The sequence below is a fragment of the Curtobacterium sp. MCBD17_013 genome (genome assembly GCF_003234565.1).
Taxonomy (GTDB): Bacteria; Actinomycetota; Actinomycetes; order Actinomycetales; family Microbacteriaceae; genus Curtobacterium.
Genome location: NZ_QKTU01000005.1, coordinates 133,985 through 159,483 on the forward strand (window position 1 = coordinate 133,985; position 25,499 = coordinate 159,483).

General features: G+C 71.0%; 24 protein-coding genes, 1 tRNA gene and 1 pseudogene. 13 read left to right on the top strand and 13 right to left on the bottom strand.

All coding sequences use genetic code 11. The annotated features are described in order from the left end of the window. Positions 1-38: 38 nt before the first annotated feature. On the bottom strand, positions 39-1,529 hold the full coding sequence (locus tag DEI81_RS08045; RefSeq protein WP_181435351.1) for an MFS transporter: 1,491 nt from the start codon (positions 1,527-1,529) through the stop codon (positions 39-41). Positions 1,530-1,630: 101 nt separating this feature from the next. On the opposite strand from DEI81_RS08045, the gene DEI81_RS08050 reads away from it, so the two are divergent. Both DEI81_RS08050 and gap read left to right on the top strand, forming a co-directional pair. After that, entirely contained in the window at positions 1,631-2,578 is a 948-nt protein-coding gene (locus DEI81_RS08050; RefSeq protein ID WP_111010230.1) for a GlxA family transcriptional regulator, read from the top strand. 93 nt (positions 2,579-2,671) lie between these two features. Then, positions 2,672-3,691 carry a type I glyceraldehyde-3-phosphate dehydrogenase gene (gene gap, locus DEI81_RS08055; RefSeq protein WP_111010122.1) on the top strand — a complete coding sequence of 340 codons (1,020 nt, stop codon included), beginning with the start codon at positions 2,672-2,674 and terminating at the stop codon, positions 3,689-3,691. 8 nt (positions 3,692-3,699) lie between these two features. Here gap and DEI81_RS08060 read toward each other — a convergent pair. Then, a tRNA-Ser gene (locus DEI81_RS08060) sits at positions 3,700-3,784 on the bottom strand. A 348-nt stretch (positions 3,785-4,132) separates the two neighbouring features. Here DEI81_RS08060 and DEI81_RS08065 point away from each other — a divergent pair. Continuing rightward, positions 4,133-4,807: a hypothetical protein gene (locus DEI81_RS08065; protein WP_146244045.1), complete on the top strand. Its 675-nt coding sequence runs from the start codon at positions 4,133-4,135 to the stop codon at positions 4,805-4,807. Between the two features lie 124 nt (positions 4,808-4,931). On the opposite strand, the gene DEI81_RS08070 is transcribed toward DEI81_RS08065, so the two are convergent. From DEI81_RS08070 to DEI81_RS08090, 5 genes are all read right to left on the bottom strand, one after another. Beyond that, on the bottom strand, positions 4,932-5,822 hold the full coding sequence (locus tag DEI81_RS08070) for an HAD family hydrolase (protein WP_111010126.1): 891 nt from the start codon (positions 5,820-5,822) through the stop codon (positions 4,932-4,934). Next, the gene (gene serS, locus DEI81_RS08075) at positions 5,819-7,081 is read right to left on the bottom strand and encodes a serine--tRNA ligase (RefSeq protein ID WP_111010128.1); all 1,263 of its coding nucleotides are present in this window, start codon (positions 7,079-7,081) and stop codon (positions 5,819-5,821) included. The genes DEI81_RS08070 and serS overlap by 4 nt, the downstream gene beginning before the upstream one ends. 148 nt (positions 7,082-7,229) lie before the next feature. Then, complete coding sequence (locus tag DEI81_RS08080; RefSeq protein ID WP_111010130.1) at positions 7,230-8,309, bottom strand: diacylglycerol kinase family protein; 1,080 nt, start codon at positions 8,307-8,309, stop codon at positions 7,230-7,232. A gap of 115 nt (positions 8,310-8,424) precedes the next feature. Continuing rightward, positions 8,425-9,384, bottom strand: a complete 960-nt coding sequence (gene pheA / locus DEI81_RS08085) for a prephenate dehydratase (protein ID WP_181434622.1) — start codon at positions 9,382-9,384, stop codon at positions 8,425-8,427. A 10-nt stretch (positions 9,385-9,394) separates the two neighbouring features. Then, positions 9,395-9,907, bottom strand: a complete 513-nt coding sequence (locus DEI81_RS08090) for a MarR family winged helix-turn-helix transcriptional regulator (RefSeq protein WP_111010134.1) — start codon at positions 9,905-9,907, stop codon at positions 9,395-9,397. Positions 9,908-10,024: 117 nt separating this feature from the next. On the opposite strand from DEI81_RS08090, the gene pgm reads away from it, so the two are divergent. Next, positions 10,025-11,647 (top strand): phosphoglucomutase (alpha-D-glucose-1,6-bisphosphate-dependent), encoded by a 1,623-nt coding sequence (gene pgm, locus DEI81_RS08095; RefSeq protein ID WP_111010136.1) that lies wholly within the window; start codon positions 10,025-10,027, stop codon positions 11,645-11,647. Positions 11,648-11,712: 65 nt separating this feature from the next. Here the strand turns inward: pgm and DEI81_RS08100 are convergent, their stop codons facing one another. Both DEI81_RS08100 and DEI81_RS16750 read right to left on the bottom strand, forming a co-directional pair. Then, positions 11,713-12,036: an alpha/beta hydrolase gene (locus tag DEI81_RS08100; protein WP_111010138.1), complete on the bottom strand. Its 324-nt coding sequence runs from the start codon at positions 12,034-12,036 to the stop codon at positions 11,713-11,715. Positions 12,037-12,092: 56 nt separating this feature from the next. Next, a pseudogene (locus DEI81_RS16750) lies at positions 12,093-12,632 on the bottom strand (alpha/beta hydrolase); the annotation flags it as partial. A 33-nt stretch (positions 12,633-12,665) separates the two neighbouring features. Between DEI81_RS16750 and DEI81_RS08110 the strand changes: the two are divergent. Further along, positions 12,666-15,083, top strand: coding sequence for an MDR family MFS transporter (locus DEI81_RS08110; protein WP_375334764.1), 2,418 nt, complete (start codon positions 12,666-12,668; stop codon positions 15,081-15,083). Positions 15,084-15,227: 144 nt separating this feature from the next. Here DEI81_RS08110 and DEI81_RS08115 read toward each other — a convergent pair whose 3' ends face one another. Further along, on the bottom strand, positions 15,228-16,079 hold the full coding sequence (locus DEI81_RS08115; protein ID WP_375334603.1) for a DNA-methyltransferase: 852 nt from the start codon (positions 16,077-16,079) through the stop codon (positions 15,228-15,230). A 139-nt stretch (positions 16,080-16,218) separates the two neighbouring features. Between DEI81_RS08115 and DEI81_RS08120 the strand changes: the two genes are divergently transcribed. Beyond that, complete coding sequence (locus tag DEI81_RS08120) at positions 16,219-17,268, top strand: biotin/lipoate A/B protein ligase family protein (RefSeq protein ID WP_111010142.1); 1,050 nt, start codon at positions 16,219-16,221, stop codon at positions 17,266-17,268. 146 nt (positions 17,269-17,414) lie between these two features. Continuing rightward, entirely contained in the window at positions 17,415-17,741 is a 327-nt protein-coding gene (locus DEI81_RS08125; RefSeq protein ID WP_146244046.1) for a hypothetical protein, read from the top strand. Here the strand turns inward: DEI81_RS08125 and DEI81_RS08130 are convergent. Continuing rightward, the gene (locus tag DEI81_RS08130; RefSeq protein WP_111010146.1) at positions 17,738-18,022 is read right to left on the bottom strand and encodes a GNAT family N-acetyltransferase; all 285 of its coding nucleotides are present in this window, start codon (positions 18,020-18,022) and stop codon (positions 17,738-17,740) included. The genes DEI81_RS08125 and DEI81_RS08130 overlap by 4 nt on opposite strands. Next, positions 18,019-18,942: an alpha/beta fold hydrolase gene (locus DEI81_RS08135; protein WP_258368565.1), complete on the bottom strand. Its 924-nt coding sequence runs from the start codon at positions 18,940-18,942 to the stop codon at positions 18,019-18,021. The genes DEI81_RS08130 and DEI81_RS08135 overlap by 4 nt, the downstream gene beginning before the upstream one ends. Before the next feature lie 124 nt (positions 18,943-19,066). Between DEI81_RS08135 and DEI81_RS08140 the strand changes: the two genes are divergently transcribed. The 4 genes from DEI81_RS08140 to DEI81_RS08155 all read left to right on the top strand — a co-directional run bounded on the left by DEI81_RS08140 (position 19,067) and on the right by DEI81_RS08155 (position 22,563). Beyond that, a complete protein-coding gene (locus DEI81_RS08140) occupies positions 19,067-20,218 on the top strand; it encodes an inorganic phosphate transporter (RefSeq protein ID WP_111010147.1) in 1,152 nt (383 codons plus the stop codon). A gap of 1 nt (position 20,219) precedes the next feature. Beyond that, entirely contained in the window at positions 20,220-20,495 is a 276-nt protein-coding gene (locus tag DEI81_RS08145) for a hypothetical protein (RefSeq protein ID WP_111010149.1), read from the top strand. 269 nt (positions 20,496-20,764) lie between these two features. Next, a complete protein-coding gene (locus DEI81_RS08150) occupies positions 20,765-21,220 on the top strand; it encodes a MarR family winged helix-turn-helix transcriptional regulator (protein WP_220035651.1) in 456 nt (151 codons plus the stop codon). Further along, positions 21,217-22,563, top strand: coding sequence for an MFS transporter (locus DEI81_RS08155; RefSeq protein ID WP_375334765.1), 1,347 nt, complete (start codon positions 21,217-21,219; stop codon positions 22,561-22,563). Before DEI81_RS08150 ends, DEI81_RS08155 begins: the two co-directional genes overlap by 4 nt. Positions 22,564-22,565: 2 nt before the next feature. Here the strand turns inward: DEI81_RS08155 and DEI81_RS08160 are convergent, their stop codons facing one another. Next, positions 22,566-23,492 (bottom strand): alpha-E domain-containing protein, encoded by a 927-nt coding sequence (locus DEI81_RS08160; protein ID WP_111010153.1) that lies wholly within the window; start codon positions 23,490-23,492, stop codon positions 22,566-22,568. Between the two features lie 258 nt (positions 23,493-23,750). Here DEI81_RS08160 and DEI81_RS08165 point away from each other — a divergent pair, with 258 nt between their 5' ends. Further along, a complete protein-coding gene (locus DEI81_RS08165) occupies positions 23,751-24,758 on the top strand; it encodes a C4-dicarboxylate transporter (protein WP_111010155.1) in 1,008 nt (335 codons plus the stop codon). A 30-nt stretch (positions 24,759-24,788) separates the two neighbouring features. Further along, complete coding sequence (locus DEI81_RS08170; protein ID WP_181435055.1) at positions 24,789-25,307, top strand: MarR family winged helix-turn-helix transcriptional regulator; 519 nt, start codon at positions 24,789-24,791, stop codon at positions 25,305-25,307. Positions 25,308-25,499 lie beyond the last annotated feature (192 nt).

The window sequence follows — 25,499 nt, forward strand, 5'->3', positions numbered from 1 at the left end:
AAGTACGAAGTCGAACCCCGAGCGGCGCGGAGCCGCGCCTACCGGCGCGCGCGAGCCCGGTCGGCCCGGTCGCTCGTGCGCGCCCCGCCTCCCACGACCGAGAGCGGCTGCGTGACGGACTCCAGGCCCTTCCGCGCCGCGTCCACCCCGAAGATCAGGGCGATCACACCACCGAGCACCATGATCGCGGCGCCCATGAGGTACCCCCAGAACAGCGGGGTACGGCTCGACCCGTCGCCGATGAACGCGCCGTAGATGAGGGGCGCGACCGCGCCGAAGATCTGCGCGAGGGCGAAGAAGTACGAGATCGCCTGCGACCGCAGCTCGAGCGGGAAGATCTCGCTCACCGTCAGGTACGCGCTCGACGCGCCGGCCGACGCGAAGAAGAACGAGACGCACCAGAACACGGTCTGCCACGTGGCGCTGATCGCGTCGGCCTGGAACATGAACGCCGAGACGGCCAGCACGATCCCCGAGACCAGGTAGGTCAGGAAGATCATCTGCCGACGGCCCCAGGTGTCGAACAGGCGACCGAGCACGAGCGGCCCGAGCAGGTTGCCGATCGCGAACGGGAAGAAGTAGATCGACGTCTGGGAGGTCTGCAGGCCGTAGAAGTTCGTGAGCACGAGCGCGTACGTGAAGAAGATCGCGTTGTACAGGAACGACTGCGTGATCATCATGGTCGCGCCGACCAGGGTCCGCGTGGGGTACTGCCGGAACAGCACACCGACGATCGTGCGGAAGCCGACGCGGTCGAGCGGCGTGACGTCCATCGCCTTCGACTCGTCGACCCGCTCGAGGGGATGCCCCGACTCCCGCTCGACCTCGGCCTCGATCCGGGTCACCGTGTCGTCGGCCTCCTGCTCGCGCCCGTGCGTCATGAGCCACCGCGGACTCTCCGGGATGTGTCGCCGCAGGAAGATGATGAGGATGCCGAGCACCGGGCCGATGAAGAACCCGATGCGCCAACCGACGTTCTCCGAGAAGTTCGCGGTGTTGAGCAGGTAGATGTTCGCGGCCGCACCGATCGCGGCGCCGCCCCAGTAGGTGCCGTTGATCGCGATGTCCACGTGTCCGCGGAACCGCGACGGGATGAGCTCGTCGATCGCGGAGTTGATCGCCGCGTACTCGCCACCGATACCGAGCCCGGCCACGAACCGGAACACCGCGAGGAACGCGAAGTCCGGCGCGAACCCGGCGATCCCCGATCCGACGAGGTAGATCGCGAGCGTCAGGAGGAACAGCTTCCGTCGACCCAGCCGGTCCGAGAGCCGCCCGAACACGAGCGCGCCGATGACCTGTCCGAACAGGTAGATCGTGCCGAGGTCGGCGACCTGCTGGGTCGAGAGGCCGAGCGGCTTCTGGAATCCCGCGTTCGACACGATCTGGATCTCGAGACCGTCCAGGACCCACGAGATCCCGAGGCCGACCACGATCGACCAGTGGAACCGGGTCCAGGGCAAGCGATCCATCCGAGCCGGGACGAGACTCCTGGTCGGCTGATCACGAACGGCGCCGGTGCTGCTCATGTCGGTGTTCCTCCTCGCACGGCCGCCCCTCGGCGGCACGCACCGGTGACCGTACGCTGGACGCGCGTCGAGTGTTCGCGGGTTCGGGCTACCGTCGCAGGATGCCTGTCCGACCGCACCGTGTGGCGGTGCTCGTGTTGCCCGGCGCGAAGCCGCTCGACGTCGGGATCCCCGCCCAGGTGTTCGCCAACCGGCCGAGCATGCCGTACGAGGTGCGCCTCTGTGGCCCGAGCGTCGGCACCGTCCGCGGCGGGGACGGCCTCGCCTACGCGGTGGGGCGCGGACTCGAGGCGGTCGACTGGGCGCAGACCGTGTTCGTGCCGGGGTACCGGTTCCCGGCGGACACGCCACCGCCTCCCGAGGTCGTCACCGCACTCCGCGGTGCCCACGAGCGCGGCAAGCGCGTCGCCGCGATCTCCACCGGGGCGTTCGCGCTCGCTGCGGCGGGCCTCCTGGACGGGCGCCGGGCGACGACCCACTGGCACTACACGCGGGTGCTGCAGGACCGGTACCCCGGCGTCGAGGTGGACGAGGACGTGCTCTTCGTCGACGAGGGGTCGGTGCTCACGAGCGCGGGGGCGGCGAGCGGCATCGACCTCTGCCTCCACATCGTCCGACGCGACCACGGCGTCGGGCTCGCGAACCACGTCGCCCGACGGCTCGTGAGCGCGCCCCACCGGAGCGGCGGCCAGGCCCAGTACATCGAACGGACCGTGCCGGACCCGACCGACGAAACCTTCGCGACGACGCGAGAATGGGCGTTGCGACACCTCGGCGACGCCCTGACACTCGACGCACTGGCTGCCCACGCGAACGTGTCCACCCGGACGTTCTCACGCCGCTTCGTCGAGAGCACCGGCTACACGCCCATGCAGTGGGTGCTCCGCGCGCGCGTCGACCTGGCGCGGGAGCTGCTCGAACGCTCCGACCTCGCCGTCGACCAGGTGGCCGCGCGGGTGGGGCTCGGGACGGACACCAACCTGCGTCTGCACTTCCGGCGGATCCTCGGCATCTCCCCTACCGCCTACCGCCGCGTGTTCCAGCAGTAGCCCTGGCGAGATCCTCCCGGATCATGGCGTTCCTGCCACTGGAGCGGGCCTCCCGGCTCGATGACGATGAGCGGAGGAACGGAAGGAACCCACATGACCCGCATCGGCATCAACGGATTCGGCCGCATCGGCCGCAACACCCTGCGCGCGCTCCTGGCCCGCGGCGGCGAGGACCTCGAGGTCGTCGCCGTCAACGACCTCACCGCACCCGCGACCCTCGCCCACCTGTTCCGCTACGACTCCGCACTCGGACCCTTCGACGGGAGCGTGGAGGTCGACGACGACACGCTCGTGGTCGACGGTCAGCGGATCCGCGTGCTCGCCGAGCGCGATCCGTCGGCACTGCCCTGGGCCGACCTGGGCGTCGAGGTCGTCCTCGAGTCGACCGGCCGCTTCACGACACGAGAGGCCGCTGCGCAGCACCTCGAGGCGGGCGCCCGTCGCGTGCTCGTGAGCGCACCGGCCACCGAGGCGGACGTGACGCTCGCCTACGGCGTGAACACCGACGCGTTCGACCCGGCCACGCACACCGTCGTCAGCAACGCGAGCTGCACGACGAACGCCCTCGCGCCGCTCGCGAGCGTCCTCGACGACCTCGCCGGCATCGAGCACGGGTTCATGACGACCGTGCACGCGTACACGCAGGAACAGAACCTGCAGGACGGCCCGCATCGGGACCTCCGGCGAGCGCGGGCCGCGGGCGTGAACATCGTCCCGACGACCACCGGCGCCGCGAAGGCCATCGGACTCGTGCTCCCCCGACTCGACGGCAAGCTCTCGGGCGACTCCATCCGGGTGCCCGTCCCCGTGGGGTCGATCGTCGAGCTGAACACCGTCGTGGCCCGTGACGTCACGGTCGACGAGGTGAACGCCGCCTACCGTGCGGCTGCCGACGGGCCACTCGCCGGGGTGCTCGCGTACACGGCGGACCCGCTCGTGTCGACCGACATCATGGGACGTCCGGAGTCGAGCGTGTTCGACTCGCTCCTCACGCGCGTCGACGGCGGCCGCCACGTCAAGGTCGTCGCCTGGTACGACAACGAGTGGGGGTTCTCGAACCGAGTGGTCGACACGCTCGGACTGCTCGCGCGCGCCGCCGCGGACGCCGCGTAGCCCGTCGGCGGAGGGTGTGGGATTCGAACCCACGAGACATCACTGCCCACTTGTTTTCAAGACAAGCTCCATCGGCCGCTCGGACAACCCTCCTGGCTGGACCACCTGACGGTGGCGACCGGCGCGTGCGAGTCTAGCGAGCCTCGCGGCCGGGAGGCACGGCCCGCGCCCGCCCCGCCGACCCTCCCGTCGAGATCGCAGTTGTTGCCGCTCTGAGCACCCCCAGAGCGGCACCTTCTGCGATCTCGCGATGCGGTGGACGAGCGGCAGCCGGGACGGCCGGGAGGCGCCTCCCGCACACCGTGACGGAACCGTGATCGGTGTGACGGAACCGTGATCGTGGAGCCGCCACGCACCGTCGACCAGTCCGCCAAGATGAGCGACGGGGGACGTGGAGCGGATGCCACGGGGCACCGGCGTCTCCCGGAACGGAACGCCTCGATGTCCACCACACCGCGGTCCGCGATCGTCCTGATCGCCGCGACCGCTCTCGTCGTCACCCTCGCCGGCTGCAGCACCTCGACCGCGGCCGACACCGCCACCACGGTCGGCCACACCGGACGCCCGAGTGCGTCGGCCACCACGACGACGCCCACGCCCAGCACGACCGCGACGCCCACCACGCCGCCGGCCGCCACACCATCCGCCTCCCCGACGCTCGACCTCGCCGACCCGACGACGTGGACGATCACGGGTGCCGGCGTCGGGCCGCTCACCATCGGCGGTTCGGTGACGGCCGAGGGCGCGTCCATGACCGCGTACACGCGCTCGGACGACTGCCCGAACCCGAACATCGCGATATGGCGGCGGACCGGTTCCTCCGTGTGGACCCAGGCACTGCCGGACGCGCGCGACGTCGTGCACGGGATCCTCCTGCAGGGCGCCGGGGCCTCCTCGCCGAAGACGGCGCAGGGCGACACGCTCGGCACACCGCTGGCGACCCTCGAGGCGCACCACCCCGACCTCGTGCAGATCCGCGAGGACGACCAGGAGGACTACCGCGGCTACCAGGACCACGGCGCCTGGATCGTGTTCGACGTGCGGTCGACGCCGCAGCAGGTGCGGTCGATCTGGGTGAGCACGGACAGGGTGCCGCCCTACGAGTTCTGCGGCTGACGCCACGTCATCCCACCGGGATCGCAGTCGTTGCCGCTCACACCACCGTCGAAACGGCAACGACTGCGATCTTGCGGAACCGGGAACCGGAAACCGGGAACCTGGAACCGGGAACCGGGCCGGGTCAGCGCGGGAGCGTCGCGAGTGCGGCGGCCAGACCGTCCTCCGCGACGCTCCCGGTGACCTCACCGCCGGCCGCGACGACGTCCTCGGGCGCCTGGCCCATCACGACGCCGCGGCCGGACTCGGCGGCCCAGTGCAGCATGTCGATGTCGTTCCGGCCGTCGCCCGCCGCGAACACGCGCGACCGTGGGACGTCGAGCACGGACCGGACCCGCTCCATCGCGCTGGCCTTGGTCACGCCCTCGGGCGCGATGTCGAGCCAGGCGGTCCACCCCACGTTGTAGGACACCTTGTGGAGGCCCATCCGGTCCACCGCCCGCAGGAAGTCGTCGAGGTCGTGGTTCGGCGAGATGACGACGACCCGGGTGGCCTCGACGCCGAAGAGGTCGTCGAACGCGACGTGCTCGACGTCGGAACTCAGGCTGCCCTCGGGGAAGATCCCGTGCACGCGGTAGTGGCCCGTCTCGTCCTCGACGCCGAACGCGGCGCCGTGCAGGGACCCGCGGATGGTGCGGAGGACCTCGGTCGGGTCGAAGGACTCCACGAACGCGCGGCGGTAGCCCCCGTGCTCGGCGTCCTCGGGGGCGTCGCTCCGCTCGAGCGTGATCGCGCCGTTCGCGCACACCAGGAACCGTGGGCGGATCCCGAGGGCCGCGACCACGGGCAACGTCATGGAGGCGCTGCGACCGGTCGAGAGCATCACCTCGTGTCCGGCCTCCACCGCAGCATGGACGGCCGCGCTCGTCGCGTCGGTGATGACGCCGTCCTCGCGCATGACCGTCCCGTCGATGTCGAGCGCCACGAGCCAGTGGTCCGGCCGCGGCGCCGTCGACGTCGCACCCGAGCTCGCCCCGGGGTCGGGGACGGCCTGCTCGCGGAGGTCGTCGGTCATCGCGGCTCGATCACCTCGGTGCCGCCGAGGTACGGGCGGAGGACCTCGGGCACGACGACCGTGCCGTCGGCCTGCTGGTGCGTCTCGAGGATCGCGACGAGCCAGCGGGTCGTGGCGAGCGTGCCGTTCAGCGTCGCCACCGGGGCGGTCTTGCCGGACTCGGTGCGGTGCCGGATGTCGAGGCGGCGGGCCTGGAACGTCGTGCAGTTCGACGTCGAGGTGAGCTCGCGGTAGGTCCCCTGCGTCGGCACCCACGCCTCGATGTCGAACTTGCGGGCGGCGCTCTGCCCGAGGTCACCGGCGGCGACGTCGATGACGCGGTAGTGGAGGCCGAGCGCGCCGAGCATGTCCTCCTGGTAGGAGACGAGCCGGTCGTGCTCCGCCTCGGCCTCGTCGGGGTGCACGTACGCGAACATCTCGAGCTTGTTGAACTGGTGGACCCGGAGGATCCCGCGGTTGTCCTTGCCCGCGGACCCGGCCTCGCGTCGGTAGCACGTCGACCACCCGGCGTAGCGGAGGGGGCCGTTCGACACGTCGAGGATCTCGTCGGAGTGGTAGCCCGCGAGCGCGACCTCACTCGTGCCGGTCAGGTACAGGTCGTCGGCGGGCAGGTAGTAGATCTCGTCGGCGTGCTCACCGAGGAACCCCGTGCCGGCCATCGTCTCGGGGCGCACGAGCGTCGGCGTGATGAGGGGCTCGAAGCCGTGGGCGATCGCCCGGTCGAGCGCGAGGTTCATGAGCGCGATCTCGAGCCGCGCCCCCATGCCGCGGAGGAAGTAGAAGCGCGAGCCGGACACCTTCGTGCCACGCGGGATGTCGATGATCCCGAGGTGCTCGCCGAGGTCGGCGTGGTCCTTCGGCTCGAAGTCGAACTCCGGCTTCGTGCCGACGGTGCGCAGGGTGACGAAGTCCTCCTCGCCGCCGCTCGGGACGCCCTCGATGATCGGGTTCGCGAGCTTCCCGACGGTCGTGCGGAACGCGTCCTCGGACTCGGTGACGATCGCCTGGGCCTGCTTGACCCGGGCGGCGAGCGCCTGCGCCTGCTGCACGAGCGCCGCCTTCTCGTCCTTCGGTGCCTTCGCGACGGTCTTGCCGAACGCGTTCTGCTCGGCACGGAGCGCCTCGAACGACGAGATCGCGAGCCGACGTGCGGTGTCCGCGGCGAGCGCTTGGTCGACGAGCTCCACGGAGTCACCACGGGCCGCCTGCGATGCCTTGATCCGGTCGGGGTGGTCGCGGAGGAGCTGCGGATCGATCACTGGAGCATCTTACCGACCGCCCCCTCGCGCCGGTCCGGCGCCGATCGGACGGGAGGGACGGCGCGCGCCCGTCCCGCGCCTCCCGGCCGCCGCACGGATCGTGCAGGAGGTTGGTGGGTGCCGGACGTCCGTCGTCGGCGGCCGTCGCTCAGTGCAGCACGTGCCCGACGGGCACGCGCACGGTCAAGCCGCCTTCGTCGATGCGCGCCCGGAACGCCCGGATCCGACCCACCGGGTCGCCGTCGATCTCGAACTCGTCGGGCGTCTCGAGCCGCACGACGATCTCCTTGCCGCGCATGTACCGCAGCGGACGTTCCTCACGTGCCCGGGCGATGATCCGCTCCCCCACCGCGGTCTGGCCGATCTTGGTCGATCGCGCACGCCGCAGGATCGCGTTCTCCCACATCAGGCGGGCGCCGATCCGGGCCCAGCCGAACACGGACTTCGGCCGCAGCGCGACGACGTCGAACACGCCGTCCGTGATCGTGGCGTCGGGCAGCAGGAGGATGCCGGCCTGCAGGGTGCCGCAGTTGCCCACGATGAGCGTGTGGGCGCGGAGCGAGCGGTTGCCGGCACCGTCGAGGTTGTAGCGGGCCTCCATGCTGTCGGAGTCACGGAGCGATCGGGCCACGGCGTCGACGTAGGCGAGCCAGCCCACCCGTTTCTTGAGCTCCGGGCGCGTGTTGGCGAGCATCCGGGCGTCGAGCCCGAGCCCGGCCATGACGAGGAACCCGAAGTCCTCACGCTCCCCACCCTCACGCTCGACGGTGAGCATGCCGATGTCGACCGCGCGGTCCTCGCCGTGGAACAGGGTCTGCACGCTCGTGTCCATCTCGTCGAGCGGGAACCGCATGTTCCGCGCGAGCAGGTTGCCGGTGCCGCTCGGCAGCAGCGCGAGCGACGCGCCGGATCCGTGCACGACCTCGGCGACGATCCGCGTCGTGCCGTCGCCGCCCGCGGCGGCCACCACATCGGCACCGGCCTCGAGCGCGGCCCGGGCCATGCCGGCGCCCGGGTCCTCCTCGGTCGTCGCGAACCAAAGGGTCTCGCTCCACCCGGCCTCACGTTCGTAGCGGCTCACGCTCTGGCGCAGGGCCGGCAGGTCGACCTTGATCGGGTTGTAGACCACGGCGGCGGTGTGCTGGCTCGTGGCCGAGTGGGCGGCGGTCGAGGGCACCGCGGCGACGTCGTCGCGCGGGGCCGCATCGGTCTCGGGGGGCGTCGTCATGCGACAACGCTACCGGGACCGCCAGATCCGTCTTCTCGGCCCCCGGCTTCTGTGGACGGCCGGGTCGTTCCACAGGCGCCCACCTGGTGGGTCACCGGCGTCCGGCCCGGCCGGGTCAACCAGGCTCGCCCGCGACGATCCGTCGGAGCCACTCGCGTGCCTCGGTGAACGCTTCGTCCCGGTACCGGGCCTGCACCTCGGACGCGTGGCCGTCGGCCCTGGGGTACGACCCGAGGAACGTCACCCGGGGGCTGAACCGCCGGAGGCCGAGGAGCGCGTCCGCCACGCGCTCGTCGTGCACGTGGCCGTCCAGGTCGATGACGAAGCGGTAGCGGCCGAGCTCGTCGCCGATCGGCCGCGAGCTGAGGAGCCCCATGTTGATGCCCCGGGTGGCGAACTGCTCGAGCAGGTCGACGAGCGCACCTGCGCGGTCGTCCGGCAGCTCCACGACGACGCTCGTCTTGTCGGCGCCGGTCCGGGCCGGGATCGCCAGGTCCCGCGACACGAGGACGAACCGCGTGACGGCGAACGGGTTCTCGCCGATGTGCTCGGCGAGGACGGCGAGGTCGTGGTGGTCGGTGATGCCGGGCGGGGCGACCGCGGCCTCGGCGAGCGCCCCCGCGGCCGGGTCGAGGAGCGCCGCCGCCGCCGCGACGTTCGACGACGCGGGGATGTGTCCGTGCCCCGGGACGTGGTCCTCGAGCCAGCGGTAGGTCTGCCCGTACGCGACCGGGTGGGCGTTCACGGTGCGGACGTCCGCGAGCACGGTGCCGTGCCGCGCGACGAGGACGAAGTCGACCGGCACGAGGTACTCGCCGATGATGCGGACCCCCGGGATGCGCGCGAGGGCGTCCTGCGTGGCGGTGACCCCACCGTCGACGCTGTTCTCGATGGCGATGACCGCGCCGACGCTCCGTCCGCTCATGACGTCGTCGAGGGCCTCGCCGACGTTGTTGACCGACCGCCAGGGCTTGCCGGCGGCCGCGGCGACCTGCTTGAGCGCGGCCTCCGTGAAGGTCCCGGCCGGTCCGAGGTAGCTGTACGTGTCGGACGCGGAGGCATCGGGCTCGGCCATGCGGCCGACTCTATTGCACGGGCGGGCGGCCATCCGGGTCGGTGAGGGCGGCGAGGCGACCCTCGGGGTCGAGTCGGCGGAGCATCGCGCGGAGGTCGGCGTCGAGCTGCCGGAAGCGGTCCTCGCCGATCGCGTCGACCACGAGGTGGCGGGCGTTCCGGACGTGGCCGGGGGCAGCGGCGACCACGGCCTCCCACCCGGCGTCCGTGAGTCGGACGTCCGTTGCCCGCCGGTCGTCCGTCGACGGGCACCGCGAGACGAGCCCGCGCTTCTCGAGGCGGGTGACGACGTGGGACAGCCGCGGCAACGAGCTGTTCGTGGCGGCGGACAGGGCCGTCATGCGCAGCGTGCGGTCGTCGCGTTCGGAGAGCATGGCGATGACCATGTAGTCGAAGTGCGTCAGGTCGGAATCGCGCTGCAACTGCTGGTCGAGCGCCGCGGGCAGGAGCTCCATGACGGCGACGAGGCGGATCCACACGCGGACCTGCTCGCGGTCGAGCCAGGGCACGTCGTCCGTCGTCATCCCCCGATCCTAGGGAATGGTTGTCGATGCAACCGGTGTCATTCCTCCCTGGACCCCGTCGGGCGCCGGCCTGTGGACAGTCGGGCACAGGACACGGCGCGGTGCCAGGATGGGCGCATGAACGACCGTGCCGGAACGCCCGCGACCGCCGAGGACCTCGTCGATCTCCAAGAGCTCGTCGACGCCTACTACTCGCGGGTCCCGGACGCATCGAACCCCGAGCAGATGGTGGTGTTCGGCACGTCCGGCCACCGGGGCTCCTCGCTCGACACCGCGTTCAACGACGCACACATCGCCGCCATCACCCAGGCGATCGTCGAGTACCGCGCGCAGCAGGGCACCACGGGGCCGCTGTTCATCGGCCGCGACACGCACGCGCTGAGCGGTCCGGCCGAACGCACCGCGCTCGAGGTCCTGGCCGCGAACGGCGTCACCGTGCTCGCCGACAAGGACAACGGCTACGTACCGACGCCCGCGCTGAGCCACGCGATCATCCGCTACAACCGCGAGGGCCACGACGACACCGCCGATGGCATCGTCATCACGCCGAGCCACAACCCCCCGCGCGACGGCGGCTTCAAGTACAACCCACCGCACGGTGGGCCCGCGGACAGCGACGCGACGAAGTGGATCGCCGACCGGGCCAACGCGATCATCGCCGGCGGTCTCGTGGACGTGCAGCGCCAGGAGCAGGCGAGCCCCGGCCGGTACGACTTCCTCGACACGTACGTGCACGACCTGGCGGACATCATCGACATCGCGGCGATCAAGCGCGCGGGCGTCCGGATCGGCGCGGACCCGCTCGGCGGCGCCAGCCTGCCCTACTGGAACCGCATCCGGGACCACTACGGCCTCGACCTGACGGTGGTGAACCCCGACGTCGACCCGACGTGGTCGTTCATGACCCTCGACTGGGACGGCAAGATCCGGATGGACCCGTCGAGCCCGTCCGCCATGGCGTCGGTGCTCGCCCACAAGGACGAATTCGACGTCCTCACGGGCAACGACGCCGATTCCGACCGGCACGGGATCGTCACGCCGGACGGTGGGCTCATGAACCCCAACCACTACCTGGCGGTGGCGATCGAGTACCTGTACTCGCACCGTCCGCACTGGCGGCAGGACGCCGCGATCGGCAAGACCCTCGTCTCCTCGAGCATCATCGACCGCGTCGCGGAGTCGCTCGGCCGGACCCTGTGGGAGGTCCCGGTCGGGTTCAAGTGGTTCGTCCCAGGCCTGATCGACGGCTCCGTGGGCTTCGGTGGCGAGGAGAGCGCGGGTGCCTCGTTCCTCCGGATGGACGGCACCGCGTGGACGACCGACAAGGACGGCATCATCCTCGCGCTGCTCGCGTCCGAGATCATCGCCGTCACGGGCAAGACACCGTCGCAGCTCTACCGCGAGCTCACGGAGCGCTTCGGTGACCCCGTGTACCAGCGCGTCGACGCCGCTGCGACGAAGGCCCAGAAGGCAGCGCTCGGCAAGCTCGACGGCGACGCGATCCAGGCGGACACCCTGGCGGGCGACCCCATCGTCGCGAAGCTGTCGAAGGCACCGGGCAACGGCGCGGCCGTCGGTGGGGTCAAGGTCGTCACGGACCGCGCGTGGTTCGCCGCACGCCCGTCCGGCACCGAGGACGTCTACAAGATCTACGCGGAGTCGTTCGTCGGGCAGGAGCACCTCGAGCAGGTCCAGCGCGAGGCCAGGGAGATCGTCGACGCCGCACTCGGCGACGCCTGACGACCCGGGCACTCGGTCGGGAGGCACGGTGCGGCTCCGCCCCGCGCCTCCCGATCAGCTGACGGTCAGAGCACGCGCTGGTACCGCAGCCAGTTCTCGCACAGGCGCGTCCACTGCGAGGTGTGCGGTTCCTTGACCGCCGTGCCGAGCCCGTGCCTCCCGTGCGGGAACAGGTGGAACTCGACCGGCACCTCGTTCCGGACCAGGGCCTCCACGTACGCGAGTGCGTGCGTCGCGCGCACGATGCGGTCGTCCGCCGTCGTCCACACGAAGGTCGGTGGCGTCCGCGCGTCGACCCGGGTCTCCATGGACAGCTCGCGCCGGAGCCGCCACGACGGTGCATCGCCGAGCAGGTTCCGCATCGGCCGGGTCCGCGTCGGGTGCTCCATCGAGACGACGGGTAGTTGAGGACGCAGAACGCGGGCCGGTCGTCGTCGGGGTCATCGATCCCGTTCGCCAGGCACGCGGCGAGGTGCCCGCCGGCGCTCGAACCGACGACACCGACGCGCGCCCGATCCACGTCGATCGGCGCCGCGCCCGACCGCAGCCAGCGGAACGCCGCCCGTGCCGCGTCCAGGGGTTCGGGGTGCCGGTGCGGGGCGACCGGGTAGCGCAGCACGACCCCGTGCACGCCGATCCCGGCGAACCACTCGGCGAGCAGCTCCGAACTCGGGCGGCCGTGTTCCTCGTACCCACCACCGGGCAGCACGAGGACGGTGGGACGGGGGCCGGGCAGATCCGCGGGTCGGTAGGTGAGCCCGGCGGGTTCGGACACCATGCGGCGGAGCCTACCTGCGCATCGGCACAGATCGCGGGGCCTCCGTCCACAGGTCGCCCGGAGCTCGATCAGGTCGGAGCGACGGGGAATACCCTGGCGTGATCGTCGCGTTGTCGCCTGAGTTGCGTGACCTGTAACTTTGCACGCGGCGCAAACTTCTCGGCAACGGCGGCCCGATCGATTCGAGCACCGAGCGCCGCCGGACATCCCAGACCCCGCACCAGACGGAGAACCAGCACAATGACCCAGACCGCGACGCAACGGGCCGGCACCTCGTCGTCCCCCACCACGTCATCGAACGCGGTGATGTCGCACCGGCAGATCCTGCTCGTGATCTACGGCCTCATGGCCGGCATGTTCCTGGGCGCCCTGGACCAGACGATCGTCGGGACCGCGATCCGCACGATCGGTGACGACCTGCACGGGCTGAACGAGCAGGCGTGGGTGACGACCGCGTACCTCATCGCGTCGACGATCATGACCCCGATCTACGGCAAGCTGTCCGACCTCTTCGGGCGGCGACCGCTGTTCCTCATCGCCATCGCGATCTTCATCATCGGCTCGTTCGCCGCGTCGTTCTCGACGTCGATGGTCATGCTCGCCGCGTTCCGTGGCGTGCAGGGCCTCGGTGCCGGTGGCCTCATGTCGCTGCCGCTCGCGATCATGGGCGACATGTTGGCCCCGCGTCAGCGCGCCAAGTACCAGGGGTACTTCCTCGCGGTGTTCGGCGTCTCGTCGGTCATCGGCCCGCTCGTCGGTGGTCTGTTCTCCGGCGCCGCGCAGATCCTGTTCATCACGGGCTGGCGCTGGGTGTTCCTCATCAACGTGCCGATCGGCATCGCGGCGCTGATCATGGTCATCGTCTTCCTGCATCTGCCGCGGGTCGGTGACAAGCGCAAGGTCCGCATCGACTACTGGGGTGCCGCGCTCGTCGTGGTGACCCTCGCGCCGCTCCTGCTCGTCGCTGAGCAGGGTCGCGACTGGGGTTGGACCTCGGTCGGATCGTGGACCTGCTACGTCATCGGCGGGCTCGGCCTGCTGGCGTTCATCCTCGTCGAGCGCGCGATGCGCGACGACGCGATCATCCCGATGAAGCTGTTCCGCTCGCGGGTGTTCTCGATGTCGACGATCCTGGGTGTCCTCGTCGGGTTCGGCATGTTCGGCGCGCTGCTGACGCTCCCGCTGTACCTGCAGATCGTCAAGGGCCTGACCCCGACCGAGTCCGGGTTCGCCACCCTCCCGATGGTCCTCGGACTGATGATCGCCTCGATCACCTCCGGCCAGATCATCTCGCGGACCGGCAAGTACCGGATCTTCCCGGTGACGGGCACCGCGGTGACCTCGATCGGCTACATCGTCCTGACGTTCATCACCGTCGACAAGCCGCTGTGGTTCCTGCTCATCGCCATGTTCTTCATCGGCCTGGGGCTCGGCCAGCTCATGCAGACCCTGACGCTCGCGTCGCAGAATTCGGTCGGTCCGCGTGACATCGGCGTCGCCACGAGCGCGTCGACGTTCTTCCGGCAGATCGGTGGAACGCTCGGCACGGCGATCCTGCTGTCGGTGCTCTTCGCGAGCATGCCGACGAACATCTCGACCGCCATGGAGAACAAGAGCACCCTGACGAACGGCCTCGACGCAGCCCTCACGCCGTCGGTGGCCAGCGCGTCGAAGAACGCCGGCGTCATGAAGCAGATCTGGAACCCGATCGTGACCCCGGTCAAGAAGAAGATCCAGAGCCAGCTCGACCAGGGCGCGACCCAGGCGAAGGGCCAAGCCGACCAGGCCGTCACGAAGCAGGTCACGACGGCCGTCCAGCAGCAGGTCAGCGCCGGCAAGGTCCCGGCGGCTGCCGCGCAGTCGGTGATCCAGCAGCAGGTCGCCGCCGCGCGGCCTGCCGCGGAGCGCAAGGCACTGCGGGCCGCGGCCGCACAGGCGCACGCCTCCGTCCGCAACGGCGGGCTCCGGATCGACTACGCGAACGCCTCGCAGCGGAAGCACGTGGTCACCGCGGTCGCGCCGACCATCATCAAGCAGGTCAAGAAGGGCTCGTCGAACGCGAAGAGCACGACGAGTGACACGAGCGACACGTCGTTCCTCAACGGCGCCGACCCGCGCTTGACCAGGGCGTTCCTGACCGGGTTCAACAACTCCGCCGTGCAGATCTACTACGTCGGCCTCGGCGTGCTCCTGCTCGCGTTCATCCTGACGTGGTTCTTCCGCACGCCGCCGCTCCGCAAGGTCTCGGCCCTGCAGGAGCAGGCGAACGACGCTGCGGGGTCCGTGCCGAGTGGCGCTGCCGGGCACAACGGCGGGAGCGACGACCTCGACGTCGGCGCTCAGGGTTCGGCCGCGTCGATGGGTTCGCTCGTGTCCCCCGACACCGGCGCGGTCGACACCGTGCCGACCTCACCGGACGTGTCGCTCGACAGCGGTGAGACCCGCGCGCCGCTCGCGGATGCGCCGACGCACGGGGCACACTCCGCCGCCGCCGCGGTCGACTCCCCGAGTCGTGTGCACAACGAGTCGGACGCGCCCAAGCACGCCGCACCGGTCCTCGAGGCCGAGCGGGGCAGGGTAGCCGCCCCCGCCGCCTCGCCGACCGACGGCACCACCGACGTCGGCCACGCCGAGCGGCACGGCAAGCACAGCGCCTGACGTCGCACCTCGACGACCACGAACGCCCCGGAGACCACTCCGGGGCGTTCGTGCGTCTCGGAGCGTTCGTGCGTCTCGGAGCGGAACCGCCGAGCGGCGCCCGGGATTCGCCGACAACGGGGAACTCCGCGGGGACGCCCGCGGTCAGACGGCCGGGTCCTCGACGTCCGCGGCGGGCGGCTCGGCCGTGGTGAACACCGCTGCGGGCAGACGTCGCCGCATCACGGCGATCGCCTCGGGATTGTCGTCGACGAGCAGGAACCGCCGTCCGAGCGCCGCCGCGACGGCCCCGGTCGTCCCGCTGCCGGCGAAGAAGTCGAGCACGAGGTCCCCGGGCCGACTCGACGCCTGGACGATCCGGCGGAGCACCCCCTCGGGCTTCTGCGTCGGGTACCCGGTCTTCTCGCGACCCGTCGGCGACACGATCGTGTGCCACCACACGTCGGTGGGGAGCTTGCCGCGTTCGCGCTTCTCGGGCGTGACGAGGCCGGGCGCCATGTAGGGCTCGCGGTCGACCGCCTCGGAGTCGAAGTGGTACCGCTCCGGGTCCTTGACGTAGACGAGGATCGTGTCGTGCTTCGTCGGCCAGCGGGTCCGGGACTTGGCGCCGTAGTCGTAGGCCCAGATGATCTCGTTGAGGAACGCGTCGCGGCCGAACAGCGCGTCGAGCAGGACCTTGGCGTAGTGCGCCTCGCGGTAGTCGAGGTGGACGTACAGCGTGCCGTCGTCGGCGAGCACCCGCCAGGCCTCCGCGAGCCGCGGCTCGAGGAACGACCAGTAGTCCTCGAACCGGTCGTCGTACCGCATGAGGTCACCCCGGACGCGTTCGTACGACCGCCCCTGGAACCCCCGGACGGGGCCGTCGACGGCGCGGACCGCCGTCGACGCACGACGCGTCTGGGTCCGTCCGGTGTTGAACGGCGGGTCCAGGTAGACGAGCGTCGCGAGCCCGTCGGGCAGCGTCGCGAGGACGTCGAGGTTGTCGCCGTGCACCACCCGGTCGGGCTCGACCGCGGGGCGGGGCTCGACGTCGGTGACGGGGACGGGGTGCACCCGCTCATCATGACGCGCTCCGCGGGCCGGGAGGCACGCCCCGCGCCGCTCGCGTGCGTCGCGTCCGGCATAGGCTGACGGGATGCACGGCGAGTACAAGGTCCCCGGAGGCAAGCTCGTCGTCGTCGACCTCGAGGTCGTCGACGGCCGGATCGACGGGTTCCGTCTGGCGGGGGACTTCTTCCTCGAACCGGACGACGCCCTCCCCCGCATCGACGCGGCGGTGAACGGCCTGCCGGTCGAGACCGACGCCGCGGGCATCGCGGCCGCCGTCCGGGCCGCCCTGCCCGAGGGCGCCGTCCTGCTCGGGTTCACCCCGGAGGCGGTGGCCACGGCGGTGCGTCGGTCCCTGGCCCGGGCCTCGACCTGGCAGGACCACGACTGGGAGATCATCCACGAGGGCCCCATCCCGCCGAACGAGCACCTGGCGCTCGACCAGGTCCTCACCGAGGAGGTCGGTGCCGGACGCCGCGGTCCGACCCTGCGGATCTGGGAATGGGACCAGCCCGCCGTCGTGATCGGCAGCTTCCAGTCCCTGCGCAACGAGGTCGACCCGGCCGGCGCGGCGCGGTACGGCGTCGAGGTCGTCCGCCGCATCTCCGGCGGGGGCGCGATGTTCATGGACGCGGGCGCGATCATCAGTTACTCGCTCTACGTGCCGGCGGACCTCGTGCAGGGCATGAGCTTCGCCGACTCCTACGCGTACCTCGACGAGTGGGTGATCGAGGCGCTGAAGTCCCTGGGCATCGAGGCCTGGTACCAGCCCCTCAACGACATCACCTCGGCGAAGGGCAAGATCGGCGGTGCCGCGCAGAAGCGGCTCGGCACGGGCGCGATCCTGCACCACGCGACGATGAGCTACGACATGGACGGCGAGAAGATGGTCCAGGTCCTGCGCATCGGCCGCGAGAAGATGAGCGACAAGGGCACCACGAGCGCTGCGAAGCGGGTCGATCCCCTGCGGTCGCAGACGGGTCTTTCACGCGCCGAGATCATCGACCGACTCATCGCGACGTTCACCCGGCTGTACGGCGCGCACGAGGGCCACGTCACGCCGGAGGAACGTGCCCGCGCCCAGGAGCTCGTCGCGACGAAGTTCGCCACTCGCGAGTGGCTCGAGCGCGTCCCCTGATGCAGGGCGTGGCGTCCGGGAGGAGGGGACTCCCGGACGCCACGCGAGCATCGTCGACGCCGGACCAGAGACGGGGACTCGAGGATCATGAGAATCACCCGCGCGGCTGATCCCCCGCGCGGACGACCCACGTAGCCTCGGTGCTCGTGAACTGGTTGATCCTGCTCGGCGCGGTGGCGGCGGCCGTGCTCGCGACGTGGGTCGCGGACCGACTCGGCTGGGTCGACCTGTCGAACAAGGCGAGCCGGGGCGGCTCGTCCGGTGGTGCCATCGCGATGATGGACGAGGTGTTCGCGCCGACCCGTCACGAGACGCAGGCCGAGTTCGATCGGCAGTCGCGCCTCCCGGTCGAGGCGCCGACGCCGGCGGACGACGACCACGACCTGCTGAGCGGCCACGTGCTCATCCGGGTGCCCACGGTCCGTGCGGACCGCGGGCCGGCTCGTGCCGGGGCGCACGAGCGCAGCTTCTAGACCGCCAGGAGCTCCTGGTAGTCCGGGTGCTTCTCGATCCAGGCGTGCACGTAGGAGCACTGCGCGACCACCGACCGGTCGGATCCCGCACGGACGTCGTCGAGCGCTCCGCGGACCAGGATGGACGCATTGCCGCCGCCACGGTGCTCGGGGTCGACCTCGGTGTGCACGAAGCGGATGACGTCGCCGTCGATCTCGTACGCGGCGAAGCCGATGACGGCACCGTCCTCGACGAGTGAGTACTGGTTCTGGTCGGCGTCGTTCCGCACTTCGGTCGTCATCCGGCCGAGGCTACGCCCCCGCCCCGGACGTCCGCAGTGCGGGTGTGAGCGTTCAGCCAGGCGACCAGGTCGGCGATGACCTCGTCCCGGTTCGTCTCGTTGTAGACCTCGTGTCGCGCGCCCTCGTACACGTGCACCCGCACGTCGGTGAGGCCGGCGCGGCCACGGTACGCGCGGGCCAGTCGGTGCACGGAGCGCGGGCCGCCGAGCGGGTCGTCGGACCCGACCTGCAGGAGCAGCGGCAGGTCGTGCGGGATCCGACGCCGCGGGACGCCGAGCAGCCGGAGGGTGTCGGCGATCCCGAACAGCCCGATGACGTCCGCCTCGGCCGCGAGCGGGTCACCCGCCATCGCCTCGATGATCGCGCGGTCGCGGGTGAGCCACTCGTACTTCGTCGGCCCGAGGTGCGCGTGCCGCTTGTTGAGGTCGCCGCCGTTCATCCAACCGGGCACACGGTAGGCGGACCCGGACAGCACGAGGCCGTCGTACTCGCCGCTGGCGGTGTTGACGATCTTCTGCGCCATGATCGATCCCCACGAGTGGCCGAGCAGGACGATCGGGAGCCCCGGGTGCGCCTGCCGCGCGACCTGCGTCATCTGCTGGACGGCGGCCACGGCGGCGCGGAGACCGCCGGGTCCGAGCCGGCCGAGCTGCGTCCGGTCGTCACCGTGCTGTCGGAGGCCCGTCCGCCCGTGCCCGCGGTGGTCGTTGACGACGACGGTCCACCCCGCGGCGACGAGGTCCCGGGCGAGCGACGCGTACCGCCCGCCGTGCTCCCCCACCCCGTGGGCGATCTGCACGACGCCGTGCGGGTCCGCCGCGCTCCAGGTGTCGTAGACGACGTCGATCCCCCACGCGTCCCTGAACGTCGCCTCGATCGGCGCACTCGGACCGGGCGGTGTCTGCTGCGGTGCGGTCACCGCACCATCTTGCCGCGCCGACGCCCGAGTTCACCCGCTGTTCACATCGGCGCATGCGGCACTCGCCTAGCGTGGCGCCCGTGTCGGCAGTCCCGCTGCCGACGCCCTCACGACAGGAGGCAGCATGGACGTCCTCGTCACCGTGGTCCTCGTGATCGTCGTCGCCCTGGTGTTCGACTTCACGAACGGGTTCCACGACACCGCCAACGCGATGGCCACGTCCGTCGCGACCGGTGCCCTCAGACCGCGCACCGCGGTGCTCATCTCGGCGTCGCTCAACCTCGTCGGCGCGTTCCTGTCCACGGAGGTCGCCTCGACGGTGTCGCAGGGGATCATCAACGAGGGCCAGAGCGGCATCGAGATCACGCCCGTCATGATCTTCGCCGGCCTGGTCGGCGCCGTGCTCTGGAACCTCGCCACGTGGTACCTCGGCCTGCCGTCGAGCTCGACCCACGCGTTGTTCGGCGGTCTCATCGGGGCCGCGGTCATCGGCGCCGGGTTCCAGTCGGTGAGCTGGACCACCGTGGTGTCGAAGGTGGTCCTGCCGGCCCTGTTCTCCCCCGTGATCGCGGGCGTCATCGCACTCGTCGCGACGTTCGTGGCCTACCGCTTCACCCGGAACGCGACGACGCACGGTGCTGCGACGGGGTTCCGGCACGGGCAGACGATCTCGGCGTCGCTGGTGTCCCTGGCCCACGGGACGAACGACGCGCAGAAGACGATGGGCGTCATCACGCTCACGCTCGTCGCGGCGCACTACCAGGAGTCCGGGACCGGCCCCGAGTTGTGGGTGATCCTCGCCTGCGGACTGGCGATCGGCCTCGGCACCTACACCGGCGGCTGGCGGATCATGCGGACGGTCGGCAAGCGGATCTCGGACGTCCAGTCGCCCCAGGGGTTCGCCGCCGAGACGAGTTCGGCCGCGACGATCCTCATCTCGAGCCACCTCGGGTTCGCCCTGTCGACGACGCACGTGACGAGCGGGTCCGTCGTCGGGTCGGGCCTCGGCAAGCGGCTCGCCGACGTGCACTGGGGCGTGGTCGGGAGGATCGCCTCGGCCTGGGTGATCACGCTGCCCGCCGCCGCGGTGGCCGGTGGCATCGCGACCTGGATTGCGTCGTCCTCGGCGATCGGGCTCGTCATCGTGGCGTTGCTCGCGGTCGCCGGTGGCGGGACCTTCGTGATGCTCGCCCGACGCAAGCCGATCACGCACGAGAACGTCAACGACGAGCCGGCCCCGGAGCGCGAGCCGGTCGCCGCCGGAGCGGAGGCCTGACATGGGGTCCACCATCGACTGGAGCGCCATCGGCGAGGTGTTCGGCGTCGGGTTCGTCGCCGCGGTGGGCATCGTCGTCGTCTACACCCTGGGCCTCCGCCTGCTCGGGGTCGGCCAGCCGCAGGACCCGCGCGGTGAGGCGACGACCTCCGACCAGGAGGCCCCGCGTTCGGGCCGCACGCCGCCCGCGGCGATCGCCGGTGCGGGACTGTGCTTCGCGGTCGGCGCCGCCGCGGTGCTGTTCGGGATCTGGCTGACGGTCCCCCAGTTCCACTGACGGCCGCCCCGGCCAGGGCTGGCCGGCCCGGCCAGGGCTGGCCAACCCGGCCAGGGCTGGCCGGTCCTCCAGGTCCGGCCGGTCCTCCCAGATCCTTCGAGATCGCAGAAGTTGCCGCTTTGGCCCCCTCCGAAGCGGCATCTTCTGCGATCTCGACGCAATGGGGGCGACCCCATGGCGACCGGTGGGCGCGGGCGACCGCGCGGGCACGCGGCTGCGCCGTCGGCGGAACCAGTTCGTTCGCCGAACTAATTTGATAGGCTAACGATGTGTCCGTCGAAGTCCCCGCTCGCCCCGACCGGGCGACACCGCACGCATCGCTGAGCAGCGATCTGCGGATGACCGTCAACCGCCTGTCCCGGACCCTCCGCGCCCAGAAGGCCGACGCCTCCGTCCCGGATGCCCAGTTCTCCGCCCTCGCGCAACTGCACCGGAACGGTCCTCGCTCCCTGGCCGACCTCAGCGATGCCGAGGGCATCACGCCCCCCTCGATGACGAAGACCGTGAACGCCCTCATCGAACGTGGGCTGGTCCGGAAGACCGAGGACACCGTCGACAAGCGCAAGGTCCTGATCAGCGCCACCGATGCCGGTGCCGCCTTCGTCCGGGAGACCCGTCGTCGCCGCGACGCCTGGCTCGCGCCCCGCATCGCCAAGCTCACACCCGCCGAACGGCGCACCCTCGCCGACGCCACCGACATCCTGAGGAGGCTCACCCAGCAGTGACCGCCATGTTCAGTTCCCTCTCGGGACGCAACTACCGCATCTGGTTCTCCGGCGCCCTCGTGTCGAACGTCGGCACGTGGATGCAGCGCACCGCGCAGGACTGGATCGTCCTGACGCAGTTCACCCACGACAGCGCCGTCGCCGTCGGTATCACGATGGCGTTCCAGTTCGGGCCGCAGCTCGTGCTCATGCCGATCACCGGACTCGTCGCCGACCGGTTCGACCGCCGGCGCACCCTGATGGTCACGCAGGCCCTCATGGGAGCGCTCGGTCTCGCACTCGGGATCATGGTGGTCACGGGCGCTGCCTCGCTCCTGTCGGTCTACGGGTTCGCGCTCGCGCTCGGCATCGTCGCCGCCTTCGACACCCCCGTGCGCCAGGCCTTCGTGTCGGACGTCGTCCAGGGCGAGAACGTCGCGAACGCCGTCGCACTCAACTCCGCCTCGTTCAACGGTGCCCGACTCATCGGCCCCGCGATCGCCGGCGTGCTCATCACCGCCATCGGTTCCGGTTGGGTGTTCGTGATCAACGCGGCGTCGTTCCTGGCGGTGCTCATCGCGCTGCGGTTCGTCGACCCGGCACAGCTCGCTCGGCGTATCCGGCCGAAGCGCGGCAAGGGTCAGATCCGCGCGGGGTTCACCTACGTCCGCACCCGCCCCGACATCGTCGTGGTGCTCTGCATGATCTTCGTGGTGGGGACGTTCGGCCTCAACTTCCCGATCTTCACGTCCACCATGGCGCGCGTGGAGTTCCACCGCGGCGCGGGCGAGTTCGGCCTGCTCAACTCGGTCATGGCGATCGGTTCGGTGCTCGGTGCACTCCTGTCGGCCCGTCGCGAACGTCCGCGCCTGCGCCTGCTCGTCGTCGCGTCCACGGGCTTCGGGCTCGCATGCGCCGTCGCCGCGGTCATGCCCACGTACGCGACGTTCGCGATCCTGCTCGTGTTCGTCGGGCTCTCCGCCATGACGTTCATGACCACCGCCAACGCCCTCGTCCAGACGACGACCGAACCGGCGATGCGCGGCCGGGTGATGGCGCTGTACATGGCGATCTTCGCGGGTGGCACACCCATCGGAGCGCCGATCGTCGGCGCCGTGGCCGACTCCTGGGGTCCCCGGTGGGCGCTCGGCGTCGGGGCCCTGTCGGGGTTCGTCGCCCTCGCGATCGCGCTCGTCTGGTTGTCCCGGTTCCAGCACCTCCGACTCCGGTACGACGCGGACCGTCGGCTCCACCTGGCCGTGACGAGCTCGATCCCGGTGGTCGGCGGGCGTCGGGCGCGCGCGGCGATGCAGGCCGAGTTCGCCTCGGAGGAAGCCGTCGCGAACCGCACCAGCTCCGCCTGAGGTCAGCGGCCTCCGGCCCAGGACGGGGCCGCGTCCGTCGGGAAGTACCGGGCACGGATCGCGTCGGACACCTCCGTCGTCGCCTGCCGCACCTGTTCCATGCGGCTCGGCAGGTCCTCGAGGATCGCGGCCACGGGCGCGACCTCGAGTGACGACCGGATCCCACCGAGGAGGCGCTGGGCATCGTCCTCCGTACCGGCCCGCTCCGTCGCCGGCTCGACCTCGCGGAGGCACTGCTCGGCGCGGCGCACCGAGAACAGGACGGAGCGCGGGAACGACGGGTCGAGCAGGAGGAACTCGGCAGCAGTCCGCGCCGACGGCACACCGCGGTGCGTGTGCAGGTACGGCTCGTAGGCGCCGCACGAGCGGAGGATCGTGGTCCAGCTCGGCCCGGCGACCTCGGTGAGCATGCGGCTGGCGAGCAAGCGCGCGGTCAGGTTGGCCCGCTCGATCGAGCGTCCGAGGGTGAAGAAGTTCCAGGTCTCGTCGTGGCTCGTGGTGGACTCGATGATCCCCACCGCGAGCGCACTCCGCTCCCGCACCCACCCGAAGAACTCGTGCACCTTGTCGCTCGCGACCTTGCGGGGCATGCGCGCCCGCGTCGTGTTGAGGCACTCCCACAGCTCGGTCGACACGAACTCGCGGGCGCGGCGTGCGTCCTCCCGGGCCGCGCCCAGGGAGTACGCGATCGAGGCGGCGTTGTGCCGGTCGACGGCGAGCATGCCGAGCACGTCCGCACGGGTGAGTCGCTCGTCGTCCGGCACCGATGCCCCCAGGACGCCGAGCAGACTGCGGCAGGCGAGGTCCTCCTCGATCCACGGCTCCTCGTTGAGCAGTTGCAGGTGGACGTCGAGGAGCCGGGCGGTCCCGTCCGCGCGTTCGACGGAGCGGCCGATCCCGAAGACGCTCTCGGCGGTGCGGCTCAGCACGTCGCCTCCTCGGACGCTCCGGACCCGTCGGCCGCAGCGGACGGAGCGGCCATGCCGAGAACATAACGACTCGTGATTGCCGCGGTGTTTCATGCCCGGGTCACGGATGTTGCGGATGCGTGAGCGCGTCCGCGATGTCCGGAGGCGCGCCGGGCAGCAACGACGTGCACGAACCGGACGTGCCGGTCGCAACGGGAGTGGGCGGGGAATGCTGTGCCGCCTATGAGGGTTACATCGGCACCCGAACAAGGAGCCAAGATGACCACCACGATGACACCGCGAGCACGATTGCCGCTCAACACGTTCGGGATCTCGTTCGGCACGGCAGGTATCGCCGGTACCTGGACCACGGCCGGCGACCTGCTCGGAGCGCCGGCCGCCATCGGCGAAGTACTGTGGGCCGCCGCGGCGGTCGCCTGGGTCGTGACCATCGTCCGGTACCTGCGCCGACCGGGCGGGATCCGAGCCATCGTCGCCGACCTCCGCCACCCGGTCCTCGGTCCGTTCGCCGCGCTCGTGCCCGCGGTGGGGTCGCTGCTCGCGGTGCACGTGTCGACGTGGGCGCCGACGGTCGGGGCGGTCGGCGTCTGGGCGATGCTCGCGCTGACCACGGCATTCGGTGCGTGGTTCGTGACCGACCTGCTCACCACGCCTCGCGACCCGGGAACGCTCCACGGCGGGTACCTGCTCCCGACCGTCGCCAGCTCGCTGCTCGGCGCGCAGGCGCTCGCGACCATCGGTCACCCGGCACTCGCGACGGGCTTCTTCGCGACCGGCGTGCTGTTCTGGCTCCTCGTCGGCGCCGTGCTCCTCGTTCGGTTCGCGACCGGACCGGCGATCCCGGCCGCACTCCTGCCCACGCTCGCGATCGTCTCCGCACCGCCGGCGGTCGCCGGCAACGCCTGGTGGGTGCTGACGGGAGGCGCCCCGTCCGTCGTGCACACCGCCCTCGCCGGCATCATGGTCGCCTTCCTGCTCCCGCACGCCTTCCTCGTCCGTCGCTACCTCAGGTCCGGGTTCGCGATCGGCTTCTGGGCGATGACCTTCACGACAGCCGCGAGCGCCACCTACGGGATCCGGCTGCTCACGTCCGCGGGCCTCGGGACGCTCGGCATCGCGTCGGCCTGGGTCGTCGTGGCGCTCGCGACGGTGATCGTGGGCAGCATTGCCGTGCGGTCCATGGGGCTGTTCCTCCAGCGACCCCATGATGCAGCTGCAGCTGCGGTGCCCGCGGCCGATCGGCGACCCGGCAAATCCCTCGACTGACTAGCTGCTAGATGATCTAGCATGTCCTCCATGTCCGAGCCAACGACGCAGGCCCGGGGCTTCTGGGACAGTGCCTCCCCGGCATCGGTGACCGACGTCCTCGAGGCGCTCCGTCAGCTCCGCGAGGCCGAGCAGCGCGCCCACCGCCGAGCGTGTGCGTCCCTCCACGTGGGCGAGAACGGCCTGCACGCGTTGCGCTTCCTGCTCGAGGCCGGTGCCGTCGGGCAGGACGTCAACGCGAAGGACCTCGCGGTCCGGCTCGGGGTGACCGCGGCCTCCACCTCGGTGCTGGTCGAGCGCCTCGTCCGGAGCGGGTACGTCGAGCGTCACCCGGACCCACAGGACCGCCGTGGCGTGCTCCTCACGGCCACCGGCCCGGCCGCCCACCGCGCCCGTCGCGTGATCGCGGAACTCGACGCGACACGGGGTCGAGCGGTGGCGGACCTGCCTGCCGGAGCCGCTGACGTGGTCCTGCGGTTCCTCACCGAGATGGCCGATGCGGTGGGCGCCGAAGATTCCGTACCCGCGGGTATGGACAATTCTAGTTAGGCCATCTAGATTGTGACCCGCGAGGCAAGAGGTGCGGCGCCGTTCGGGTCGGAGCCGGACCTCTCTCCTCCCTTGGACGGTGCGGCCTCGTTCGGGTCGATGGCCGCACCGTCCCCCTTCTCCTCGCCGCTCACGGGACTCGGTCCGTCCTGCCGCGCTCCCGACCGGTGTCCATCCGTCCGGCGGTATCGT